Annotated in this window: 11 protein-coding genes; 10 read left to right on the forward strand and 1 reads right to left on the reverse strand. The window is 72.5% G+C overall.

Going from position 1 to position 11,582, the window contains the following annotated elements; translation table 11 throughout:
• Positions 1-3: 3 nt before the first annotated feature.
• The 9 genes from VO99_RS08840 to VO99_RS28720 all read left to right on the forward strand — a co-directional run bounded on the left by VO99_RS08840 (position 4) and on the right by VO99_RS28720 (position 10,056).
• Positions 4-1,116 carry a CoA transferase gene (locus VO99_RS08840; RefSeq protein WP_046112484.1) on the forward strand — a complete coding sequence of 371 codons (1,113 nt, stop codon included), beginning with the start codon at positions 4-6 and terminating at the stop codon, positions 1,114-1,116.
• On the forward strand, positions 1,113-1,916 hold the full coding sequence (locus VO99_RS08845) for an SDR family NAD(P)-dependent oxidoreductase (RefSeq protein ID WP_046112485.1): 804 nt from the start codon (positions 1,113-1,115) through the stop codon (positions 1,914-1,916). The genes VO99_RS08840 and VO99_RS08845 overlap by 4 nt, the downstream gene beginning before the upstream one ends.
• Before the next feature lie 3 nt (positions 1,917-1,919).
• Complete coding sequence (locus VO99_RS08850; RefSeq protein WP_046112486.1) at positions 1,920-3,143, forward strand: CaiB/BaiF CoA transferase family protein; 1,224 nt, start codon at positions 1,920-1,922, stop codon at positions 3,141-3,143.
• 16 nt (positions 3,144-3,159) lie between these two features.
• Positions 3,160-4,311: an acyl-CoA dehydrogenase family protein gene (locus tag VO99_RS08855; protein ID WP_046112650.1), complete on the forward strand. Its 1,152-nt coding sequence runs from the start codon at positions 3,160-3,162 to the stop codon at positions 4,309-4,311.
• A gap of 20 nt (positions 4,312-4,331) precedes the next feature.
• On the forward strand, positions 4,332-5,156 hold the full coding sequence (locus VO99_RS08860; RefSeq protein WP_046112487.1) for an acyl-CoA dehydrogenase family protein: 825 nt from the start codon (positions 4,332-4,334) through the stop codon (positions 5,154-5,156).
• Positions 5,157-5,178: 22 nt separating this feature from the next.
• Positions 5,179-5,964 (forward strand): crotonase/enoyl-CoA hydratase family protein, encoded by a 786-nt coding sequence (locus tag VO99_RS08865; RefSeq protein WP_046112488.1) that lies wholly within the window; start codon positions 5,179-5,181, stop codon positions 5,962-5,964.
• Between the two features lie 550 nt (positions 5,965-6,514).
• Complete coding sequence (locus tag VO99_RS08870; RefSeq protein WP_052736206.1) at positions 6,515-6,895, forward strand: hypothetical protein; 381 nt, start codon at positions 6,515-6,517, stop codon at positions 6,893-6,895.
• 84 nt (positions 6,896-6,979) lie between these two features.
• Positions 6,980-7,786 (forward strand): hypothetical protein, encoded by an 807-nt coding sequence (locus VO99_RS30190; RefSeq protein ID WP_046112489.1) that lies wholly within the window; start codon positions 6,980-6,982, stop codon positions 7,784-7,786.
• A gap of 47 nt (positions 7,787-7,833) precedes the next feature.
• Positions 7,834-10,056 (forward strand): ATP-binding protein, encoded by a 2,223-nt coding sequence (locus VO99_RS28720; RefSeq protein WP_052736207.1) that lies wholly within the window; start codon positions 7,834-7,836, stop codon positions 10,054-10,056.
• A 38-nt stretch (positions 10,057-10,094) separates the two neighbouring features.
• On the opposite strand, the gene VO99_RS08885 is transcribed toward VO99_RS28720, so the two are convergent.
• Entirely contained in the window at positions 10,095-10,799 is a 705-nt protein-coding gene (locus tag VO99_RS08885) for a response regulator (RefSeq protein WP_157039501.1), read from the reverse strand.
• Positions 10,800-11,117: 318 nt separating this feature from the next.
• Between VO99_RS08885 and VO99_RS08890 the strand changes: the two genes are divergently transcribed.
• Positions 11,118-11,582, forward strand: a complete 465-nt coding sequence (locus tag VO99_RS08890) for a hypothetical protein (protein WP_046112491.1) — start codon at positions 11,118-11,120, stop codon at positions 11,580-11,582.

Genomic DNA, 11,582 nt, shown 5'->3' on the forward strand with positions numbered 1-11,582 from the left:
CGCATGCCGCTGCCCCGCACCCTGGCCGGCCGCAAGGTGGTCGACCTGTCGCAGTTCATCGCCGGGCCCACCGCGGCGATGTACCTGGCCGACTTCGGCGCCGAGGTCACCAAGGTGGAATCCGCTGCCGGTGACGGCGCGCGAACGCTGCCGGGCAATGCCTTCGGCAGCTACTACGCCCGCAGCTTCAACACCGGCAAGCAGAGCCGGGTGCTGAACCTGCGCGAGCCGGCCGAGCGTGCCGCCTTCGATGCGATGCTGCAGGAAGCCGACGCCTTCGTCTGCAACCTGGCGCCCGGCTCCTTGCAGGGCCTGGGGCTGGACGGGCCCACGCTGCGGGCGCGTTTTCCGCACCTGGTGGTGGTGCTGATCTCCGGCTACGGCCAGCAGGACAGCCGCGTGTGCATGGACACCATCGCGCAATGCGAATCGGGCTTCGCTTTGCTCAACGGCGACGAGGACGGCACGCCGCGCCTGGCCACCGGCTGGCCGGTGGACATGTTCAGCGGCCTGTATGCCGGCTTCGCCTGCGCGATGGCGATGCTGGACCCGGCCCGCGGCGGCTGCCTGATCGACCTGTCGATGATGGAAGCCGCGGTGGCGATGATGGTCGGCCCGATGGTGCTGGCCATGAGCGAAGGCGATGCGCTGGCGCCGCCGATGGGCAACCGCGACCGCGCCTCGGCACCTTCCAGCATCTACCGCTGCGCCGACGGCTTCGTCTACATCCTGGGCGGGCTGGATGCCTACTGGGCGCGGCTGAAGCCGCTGGTGGCGCCCGATGCGGCTGACGCCCCGATTGCCGAACGCATCGCCCGTGCCGCCGAGTTCGATGCGCTGGTGGAAGCCTGGACACTGCCGCAACAGCGCGAGGACGTGCTGCGCCGCATGCAGGCGCTGCAGATTCCGGCCGGCAACGTGCGCCCGCCGGAAGAAGCGTTGCAGCTCATCCGTGCCATGCGACCGGGCGCCGTGAGCCAGGCGCTGCCCAGCGGCGAGCACGTGCCTGCCGCGCCCGCCCTGTTCGACGGCCTGCGCCTGCCGCGCAGCGCCACGCCCACCATCGGCGGCCCGCGCCGGCCGCTGCCTGATCCGGCTTCAAGGACCACCCCATGACCGAGACCCTGAACGACTTCCACGTGCTGCGGCCCGGGCTGCATGCCGGGCGCAGCGCCTTCATCACCGGCGCCGGCTCCGGCATCGGCCGCGGTATCGCGCTGCGGCTGCTGGGCCTGGGCATGGACGTGTTCGGCACCGGCCGCCGGCCCGAGGCGCTGGCCGAGACGGCCGATCTGGCCGCCGGCCTGCCCGGCACCTTCCGCCATGCGCCGTGCAACGTGCGCGAGACCGAGGCCATCGAGGCGCTGGTGCGCCAGGTGGGCGAGGCGCACGGCATCGACCTGCTGGTCAACAACGCGGGCGGCCAGTTCTTCGCGCCCGCCACCGGCATCAGCCGCCGGGGGTGGGATGCGGTGATCGACGTCAACCTGTCGGCCATCTTCGTCGTCACCAAGGCGGCCTATCCGTACCTGAAGGCGCGGCAGGGCGCGGTGGTCAACATCTCGCTGTCGGGCGTGGACCGCGGCTCGATGGGCATCGCCCACTCCATCGCCGCGCGGGCCGGCGTGCTGGGCCTGATGCGCACGCTGGCGCTGGAATGGGCGTCCGACCGCATCTCGCTCAACTGCATCGGCCCCGGCGCGGTGATCACCGAAGGCCTGGCCGGCGAAGCCGCGCAGGCCATGCTCGACCAACTGGTCAAGGCCACGCCGATGGGCCGGCCCACGCAGGTGGACGAGGTGGCCGAGCTGGTGGCCTTCCTGGCCAGCCCGGCGGGCAAGCTGATGACCGGCCAGCTCATCCAGATCGACGGCGCGGCCCATCTGGGCAGCGGCCTGCACATGCTGGCGGCCTGACGCATGGCCGGCGCACTCTCCCATCTCAAGGTGCTGGACCTGTCCCGCGTGCTGGCCGGCCCCTGGGCGGCCCAGCTGCTGGCCGACCTGGGCGCGGAAGTCATCAAGGTGGAACGCCCCGGCGTGGGCGACGACACCCGCAGCTGGGGCCCGCCCTTCCTGCAGGACAGCCAGGGCCAGGCCACCCGCGACGCGGCCTACTACCTGTGCACCAACCGCAACAAGCAGTCGGTGACCATCGACATCACCCAGCCCGAAGGCCAGCAGCTGGTGCGTGCGCTGGTGGCGCAGGCCGACGTGCTGATCGAGAACTACAAGCTCGGCGGCCTGGCGCAGTACGGGCTGGACTACGCCTCGCTGAAAGCCGAGTTCCCCAGGCTGGTGTACTGCTCGATCACCGGCTTCGGCCAGACCGGGCCCTATGCGCCGCGCGCGGGTTACGACTTCCTGGTGCAGGCCATGGGCGGCCTGATGAGCGTGACCGGCCGGGCCGATGCCGAGGAAGGCGCAGGCCCGCTGAAGGTGGGGGTGGCGGTGACCGACATCCTCACCGGCCTGTATGCCGCCAATGCCATCCAGGCCGCGCTGGCGCACCGGGACCGCACCGGCGAAGGCCAGCACATCGACCTGGCCCTGCTCGACGTGCAGGTGGCCTGCATGGCCAACCAGGCGATGAACTACCTGTACGGCGGCACGCCGCCGCGCCGGCTGGGCAACGGGCACCCGAACGTGGTGCCGTACCAGGACTTTCCGACCGCCGATGGCGACGTGATCATCGCGGTGGGCAACGACGCGCAGTTCGCCCGGCTGGCCGGCGTGCTGGGCCGGACCGAGTGGGCGAAGGACGAACGTTTTGCCACCAACCTGGCCCGGGTCGCGAACCGGGTGGAGCTGGTGCGGCTGCTGCGCGAGCTGACGCTCAAGCGAAGCACCGCCGACTGGGTGGCTGCGCTGGAGGCCGCCGAGGTGCCCTGCGGCCCGATCAACAACATGGCCCAGGTGTTCGCCGACCCCCAGGTGCAACAGCGTGGCATGAAGGTCGAGGTGACGCATGCCACCGCCGGCGCCATTCCGTTGGTGGCCAACCCGATCAAGCTCTCGGCCACGCCGGTGGACTACCGGCAGGCGCCGCCCACGCTGGGCCAGCACACCGACCAGGTGCTGCAGGCCACGCTGGGTCTGGACGCCGACCGCATCGACGCGCTGCGCGCGCGCAAAGTCATCTGAAGGGCGCCCGACCATGATGTTCGACAACCTGGGCCTCACCGCCCTGCCCGCCGAGGACGAAGCGCTGCGCGCGCCGGTGCGGGCCTTTCTGCAGGAAGCCACCGCGGGCATGCCGCCGGAGCGCCGCGCGCGCTCCTGGAGCGGCTTCGATGCGGCCTTCAGCCGCGCACTGGGCGAGCGCGGCTGGATCGGCCTGACGCTGCCGAAGGAACACGGCGGCGCCGGCCGCAGCCTGTTCGCCCGCTTCGTGCTGGTGGAAGAACTGCTGCGCGCCGGCGCACCGGTGGCCGCACACTGGATCGCCGACCGGCAAAGCGCTCCGCACATCCTGAAGTTCGGCACGCCCGCACAGGCCGCCTTCTACCTGCCGCGCATCTGCCGCGGCGAGGCCTTCTTCTGCATCGGCATGAGCGAGCCGGGCAGCGGCTCCGACCTGGCCAGCGTGCGCACCCGCGCCACCCGCACCGCCAGCGGCTGGCGGCTCGATGGCCAGAAGATCTGGACCACCAATGCCCATCACTCGCACTACATGATCGCGCTGGTGCGCACCTCGGGCGATGCCGGCAGCCGGCACCAGGGCCTTTCACAGGTGATCGTGGACCTGAAGCTGCCGGGCATCACCATCCGCCCGATCACCGACCTGACCGGCGATGCGCACTTCTGCGAGGTGTTCTTCGACGGCGTGGAACTGGCCGAAGACGCGCTCATCGGCAACGAAGGCGACGGCTGGATGCAGGTGACCTCGGAGCTGGCCTATGAACGATCCGGCCCGGAGCGCATCTACTCCAGCGTGGTGCTGCTCGACGAATGGCTGAAGCACCTGCGCACGCAGCCCACGCCGTCGCAGCGCTCGATGGCGCTGGCCGGCCGGGTGCTGTCGGCCATGACGGTGCTGCGCGGGCTGTCGGTTTCGGTCAACGGCCTGCTGGCGCAGGGCCACAGCCCGGTGATCGAGGCTGCGCTGGTGAAGGACGCCGGCACCACGCTGGAACAGCTGCTGCCCGAGGCCATCGCCGACGTGCTGGGCGACGAGCCCGACGCGGTGCTGCCCGACGGCCTGCTGCGCACGCTGGCCTACGTGGCCCAGATCGCACCCACCTATTCACTGCGCGGCGGCACGCGCGAGGTGCTGCGCGGCATGATCGCCCGCGGCCTCGGCCTGCGCTGAAGCGCCTGCAAGGACAACCCATGCACGACGAATTCGAAGCCGCCTTCGACACCTTGCTGGCCGGTGTGTGCACGCCCGACGCGGTGCGCCGCATCGACGCGGGCGGGCCCACCGACGCGCTGTGGCAGGCGCTGCACGACTCCGGCTTTGCCGATGCGCTGGTGCCCGAGGCCCAGGGCGGCGCCGGCCTGGCCCTGCGCGACGTGGGCCCGCTGGTGCAGGCCTGCGGCCGCCATGCGCTGCCGCTGCCCTTTGCCGAGACGATGCTGGTGCGGGCGCTGTTCGCCCAGGCCGGCCGCAGCGCGCCCGACGGCCCGCTGAGCCTCGACGCTGCGGCGGACCTGCTGGCCGCCGACGAACGCCGGCTGCTGCAGGCGGCGATCCACAGCGCGCTGATCGCCGGTGCCGGCGCCCAGGTGCTGGCCATGGCCATCGCCCATGCGCAGCAGCGGGTGCAGTTCGGCAAGCCGATCGGCACCTTCCAGGCGGTGCAGCACCAGCTGGCCGTGATGGCCGAGCAGGCCTGCAGCGCCCGCATGGCCGCGCAGATGGCGTTTGCCGCCGAAGGCATCCGGCCCGACCGGACGCTGGCGGCGATGGCGATGAGCGTGGCCGGCGAAGCCGCCGCGGTGCTGGCCGCCAGTGCCCATGCGGTGCACGGCGCCATCGGCGTCACCGCCGAGTTCGACCTGCAGCTCTACACCCGACGGCTGCTGGCCTGGCGTACCGCGGCCGGCTCGCCCGGCCACTGGGCCCAGCAGGTGGCCCGCCACTGGCAGGCCGCCGGCGGCCCGCCCGCGGTCGACTTCGTGCTGGCCATCACCGCGCGCGCCGCGGTCCTCTGAATCACCTGTCTAGACAAGTCACATGACCCTACCCTTCCTGCACACCGAACGAGCCGGCGGCATCCTCACCGTCACGATGAACCAGCCCGAGACGCGCAATGCGCTCACCGGCAACAGCGCGGTGGCCGAGTTCGTCGCGCTGGCCGAGCAGGTGGCGCGCGACGCCGGCATCCAGGTGGTGGTGCTCACCGGCGCCGGGCCGGTGTTTTCCTCCGGCGGCAACGTGAAGGACATGCAGCGCTTCTTCGACGACGCCATCACGCCCGCGATGATCCGCGACGAGTACCGCTTCGGCATCCAGCGGCTGACCAAGGCGCTCTACAACCTGGAGGTGCCGACCATCGCCGCCGTCAACGGCCCGGCGGTGGGCGCCGGCTGCGACCTGGCCTGCATGTGCGACATCCGCATCGCCAGCGACACCGCCAGCTTTGCCGAGAGCTTCATCAAGGTGGGCATCGTGCCCGGCGACGGCGGGGCCTGGTTGCTGCCGCGGGTGGTGGGCCTGTCGAAGGCGCTGGAGATGAGCTTCACCGGCGACGCCATCGGCGCGGCCGAGGCGCTGCAATGCGGCCTGGTCTCGCGGGTGGTGGCGCCCGATGCGCTGCGGGCCGAGGCGATGAGGCTGGCCGAGCGCATCGCCGCCAACCCCGGGCCCACGCTGCGCCTGACCAAGCGGCTGCTGCGCGAGGGCCAGCAGCACAACCTGGACACGGTGCTGGAGCTGTCGGCCGGCGCGCAGGCGCTGGCCCACAAGACGGCAGAGCACAAGGCGGCGGTCATGGGATTCGTCAACCGCTCGCGCAAGTAGGTGGAGGACGAGTTCAACCTGGAAGGCCAGGCCAAGACCTATGACGCAACGGTGACCAGCACCGTGCCGCCGATGCCGACGTGGTCGCCACCGGCCAGATTCAATGGCACCGGGGTCGTGGAATGGCTGGACGTCACCGACGGCTTCGACGGCGAGCATTTCCGACGCCTGGCGATGGCGGACGTGCCGGTGGCCCGCGCCGATGGCCTGCAGTGCGGCAACATCGGTGCGTGGGTGCCCTTCACGGGTGGCCCAGGCGGGCACCGAGACAGGGCCGGCCGCGCCGTACAGCGTCAATTTCGCATCGGCGGCGCTGCAGCGCTTCGATGCGCTGGCCCTGGCGGCCCGCCACCGACGGCCGCCTCACCGCCACGGCGGCGGACGTGCTGCTCAGCCAGTCGGCCGCCATCGCCCGAGGGCTGCGCACCCTGCCGTGAGCCTGGCGGAGGTGGCCTGCCCACTTGGCGTGCCTGCCACGCCGGCAATTTAGGGGGGTGGCAGGGCATGGCCGTTGCTGCGTGCGGCGGCTACCAACCGAGGATGCCCGCCCATGCCCACCATCGAAGAAATCACAGCCTGGCTGGCCCGCGCCTCGCGTTTCCGGGTGGGCTGCGACGGCATGGCCCAGGTGACTTCCACGCTGCTGCAGCGCGAAGGCCTGGCCCACAGCACCTGCCGCGGCGAGCTGGCCGTGCAGGGCGTGGGCACGCTGTCCAACCACTGGTGGGTGGAGCTGGGCTGGCAGTACCCCGGCTACGTGATCGATTTCCGCGCGCGTGAGGCGATGGGCGGCGCGCCCGAGGTGCCGGCCGGCGTGTTCGTGCCCGGCCCGCACCAGGTGTACACGCGCCGCCAGGTGCTCAGCCTGGCCAACCATGGCGCCTACGAGGTGCTGGCCGGCGAGCCGCTGTCGGCCTATCCGCCGCTGTAGTCGGCCGGCCGCCGGCAAGGCGCGCCGGGGCTGGCTACAGTGCAGCCCGTCCTCCGTTGCCGCCGCGCCCTCCGGCGCCCTGACATGAGCCGCCTGCACGACGAGTTCCGCCGCCTCTTCCAGCCCGCCGCGCCGGTCGCGGAAGCCCGCCCGCCGGGCAGCCCCCTCGACACCTCCGCCTTGGCCGACGACCAGGGCCGGGTGCGCGCGCTGGTGCTGGAGCTGGCACGGCCGGCCGACTGGCCGGCGCTGGCCGCGGTGTGGCAGGGCGTGCAGGCCGAGCTGGGCCTGCCGGCGCCGGCCGTGGCCGTCAACGGCAGCGAAGGCCTGCAGCTGTGGTTCTCGCTGGTGCAGCCGGTGCCGGTGGAGCAGGCCCAGGCCTTCCTGCAGGGCCTGCGCCGGCGCTGGCTGTCCGAAGTGGCGGCGCCGCGCCTGGCCCTGTTGCCGCGCGCGTCCGACGCCGCGGCCGGGGCAGCGCCGCACTGGGGCAACGCGGCCGCGGTGCTGTCCCAGCAGGCGCAGTCGCCGGGCTGCTGGCCTGCCTTCATCGCGCCCGACCTGGCCGCGGTGTTCGCAGACACCCCCTGGCTGGACCTGCAGCCCAGCGCGGAAGGCCAGGCCGACCTGCTGGCCGGCCTGCGCAGCCTGCCGCCGCAGGCCTGGCAGGCCGCGCTGCAGGCGCTGGCACCGCCCGCCGAGTCGCCCGCGCCGGCCAACCGCGACCTGCCCGCCTCCGCCTCCGCCCCCGCGCTGGCGCCCGCCGCCTGCGGAGACGGCGCCCCGGCGGCGGCCGAGCGGTTCCTGCGCTCGGTGATGGACGATGGCGCCGCACCGCTGGCCCTGCGCATCGAGGCGGCCAAGGCCTTGCTCGGCGCCGGCCGGGCGGCCTGAGCCTCGCGGCGACACTGCGCGCTTCGCCACGGCCCGCCGTCGTCCACGTGAGCATCCGCACCCGCCTTCTCCTCCTCGTCTTTGCCGCCTGGCTGCCGGCCGCCGCCGGCTTCGGCCTGCTGGCGCGCAGCACCTACCTGCGCGAGGCCGATGCCGCCCAGCAGCGCATCCAGCAGCAGGCCGACCGGCTGAATGCGCAGGTGGAACGCGAGCTGGACCTGCGGGTGGTGATGGCGCGCACGCTGAGCGCTTCGGCTGCGCTGCGGGCCGATGCGCTGCGCGCCTTACATGCCGAGGCGGGCGATGCCACCCGCGGCACCGACAGCTGGGTGCTGCTCAATTCCAGCGACCGCCAGCTGCTCAACACCCGCTTCCCGTTCGACAGCGAGGGCGTGCCCCGGCTGAATCCGGGCCGCGCGCTGCTGCCGGGCCCGCCGCAGGTGCGCTTCGCACGCCGCGGGCCGCTGAGCACCGAGCCGGTGGTGGGCGTGTTCGCGGCCGAGATGTCGCCGCAGCCGCGCTACGAGATCGGCGTGGGCTTCCGGGCGGCGGTGCTGCAGTCGCTGCTGGAAGGCAGCCAGACCCCTGCCGGCGCGGTGGCCGCGGTCATCGACCAGTTCCATACCGTGGCCGCCCGCAACCGCGATCCGGCGCGCTGGGTGGGCATGCCCGTCAACGCCAGCCTGCTGCAGCGGCTGCAGGCGCGCCAGTCGGGCTTCGCGGAATCGGTGACGCTGGACGGCGTGGCCTCGCTCACCTACCTGAGCCCGCCCAACCGGCATGGCTGGACCATCGCCGTGGGGCTACCGCTGGCCATGCTGGCGCAGACCGCCAACCGGCTGACGGTGCAGGGCGCCGCCGCGTCGGCCGCGCTGCTGCTGGTGGGCCTGGCGGTGGCGCTGCTGGCCAGCCGGCGCATCAGCCGGCCGATGGAGCAGCTGCGCGACGCCGCCAGGCAGCTGGAAGACGACGCGGTTCCGCCGCCGCTGTCCACCGGCGTGCGCGAGGCCGATGCGGTGGCCAGCGCGCTGCACCGGGCCGGCGTGCATTCGCAGCGGGCGCGGCAGGAGCTGCGCAGCCGCGTGGCCGACGCGGTGCAGCAGGCCCAGCAGGCGCAGCGCAAGCTGCTGGATGCACAGAAGCACGAGGCCATCGGCCGGCTGACCGGCGGCATTGCGCACGACTTCAACAACCTGCTGCAGACCATCAGCGCCGGCATCCAGCTCACGCTGCGCAAGCTGCCCGAAGGCCCGCAGCGGCGGGCCCTGGAAGCCGCGCTGGGCGCCAGCGCCAAGGCCGCCGGGCTGGTGCGGCAGATGCAGGCCTTCGGCCGCGAGACCGCCACCGAGGCGCGGCCGGTGCGGCTGGCCGACTGGCTGCTGGGCGCGCAGGAGCTGCTGCGCAAGTCGCTGCAGGACCGCATCACGCTGCAGGCGCAGATCCCGCCCGGGCTGCCGGCCCTGCTGGTGGACCCGACGCAGCTGGAGCTGGCGCTGCTGAACCTGATCTTCAACGCACGCGACGCGATGCCGCAGGGTGGACAGCTGACCCTGGCAGCCCAGCGCGCCGAGCCGGCGCACATCCAGGGCCTGGCGCCCGGCGAGTACCTGAGCCTGACCGTCTCCGACACCGGCGAGGGCATGGACGCGCACACGCTGGCCAAGGCAGTGGAGCCCTACTTCACGACCAAGCCGGTGGGCCAGGGCAGCGGCCTGGGGCTGGCGCAGGTGCGCGCCTTCGCACGGCAGTCCGGCGGCGACCTGCGGCTGGCCAGCGCGCCCGGTGCCGGCACCCAGGCCATGCTGGTGCTGCCGGTGGCGCAGGCGGAGGCCCGCAGCGGCATGGCGCCGCCAGCGCCGGCCGCACCCGCCGCGGCGCAGCCTGCCGGCCAGGCCGAGCGCGGCCTGGCGGTGCTGATGGTGGAGGACGACACGCTGGCCGCCTCGGTGGTGATGCCGGCGCTGGCCGAGGCCGGCCACCAGGTGCGGCTGTGCGAGAACGCGAACCTGGCCCGCACGGTGCTGGAGGGCCCGGAGCACTTCGACGTGCTGTTCACCGACGTGGTGATGCCGGGCCGCATGGACGGCATCGACCTGGTGCGCTGGGCCCGCCAGGCCCGCCCGGGGCTGCCGGCCCTGGTGGCCACCGGCTTCACCGCGCAGGCGCTGGACACCGAGCTGCGGGTGCTGCGCAAGCCCTACGCCATCGACGCGCTGCTGGCCGCGCTGCAGCAGGCGTCCGTCGGGCCGCAGCCGGCGCCCCGGCCCTGAGCACCTACCCGCGCCGGCCCTCGCGAGGCTGCCCGCGCTCAGCGCGGCCCCGCCACCAGCCCGTGCAGCAGGCAGTAACGCGCCACCTCCGCATCGCTGCGCCAGCCGGTCTTCTCCATGATGCGGGTGCGGTAGTTCGAAACTGTCTTGGGCGACAGCCGCATCGCCGCGGCAATTTCGCCGGGTTTCTGCCCTTCGCAGATCAGCAGCATCACCCGGAATTCCTGGGCCGTCAGCCGCTCATGCGGCTGGGTGGAAAATGATCGGCCCTGTTCCAAATGCGCCAGCATGCGCTCTGCCAATTCCGGTGAGACGTATTTCAGCCCGGTGAGTATTCGCTCGATGGCGCGCACCAGTTCCTCGCCGGTGGTGTCCTTGCCCAGGTGGCCGGCGGCGCCGCGCAGCATCAGCTGCTGGGCGAAAGTCAGATCCTTGTTCAGGCTGAGTATCAGGATGGGCGTGCCATCGGCTGCTGCATGCAGCCGTTCCAATCCTTCGGCGGCCTGTGCGTCGGGCAGCGACGAATCCATCAGGATGAAGTCGGGCTTTAGCTCGCCCAGCCGCGCCAGCCCTTCGGCCAGGCTGGCAGCCTCCCACACCGTGGCGGCATGCCACCGCAGCTCGATGATGCGGCGCAGGCCCGCTCGGACGATGGCCAGGTCTTCGACGATCAGCGCATTCATCGGTCTCCAATTTAGTTTGGGGGTGGTGGACGACCGGCGATCTAAGTTCCCCGCTGGCAAATATCTACCAGATGCAGTTGTTGGAAACCCCGCCGATGCTGATGCGGCTCATGAGAACTTCGCGGTGCTGAGCAAGGTTTGGACGGCCGCGTCTGTCCGGTATTTCCAACCCTGTTCGGTGCATCGGGAAAACTTCCCAAGGCTGCGCGGGCCATCTGCTCCGCGGGTTTGCAGCCGCGCCGTGACGGCCGCATCAGCCGGTTTCGGATAACCCCGGCAGGCCGTTTCCAAAACACTGGCGGCCCATGAAGGTGGGCACCGTGTCCGCCGCGGGAGACGGTGTTGTTCGAGCGGTTTGTCTTTGCAGGAATGGCCGGGATGCTGGCGCTGGCGGCCCACGCGGCACCGCCCGGTGCCGAGGTGCGGTTGACCGGGTGGCAGGTGGTGGCGGAGCCGGCCCGGGGCGCCGACGCCGGTGCCGAACGGCTGGAGCCGCTGCAGCGGGTGCAGCCGGGCGACCGGGTGGAATACCACGCCACCTATGTGAACGGCGCCGCCGCCGTGGCGCGCGGCGTGCAGCTCACCATCCCGGTGCCGGCCCAGGGACTGGCCTGGCTGCCGCCAGCTCCGGGCAGCAGCGCCGAGCCGGCGCCCACGCTGGCGAGCCTGGACGGCGAGCGCTTCGAGCCGCTGCCGCTGCTGCGCCCGCACACCCTGCCCGACGGCCGACGCGTGCTGCGCCCCGTGCCGGTGGCTGACTACCGCTACCTGCGCTGGCAGCTGGGCGACGTGCCCGCCGGCGCCACCCGCACGGTGCGGGCCCGCATGCAGATGGCCCGCTGA

It is taken from the genome of Aquincola tertiaricarbonis, from assembly GCF_000969605.1.
In the GTDB taxonomy this organism is placed as follows: Bacteria; Pseudomonadota; Gammaproteobacteria; order Burkholderiales; family Burkholderiaceae_C; genus Aquincola; species Aquincola tertiaricarbonis.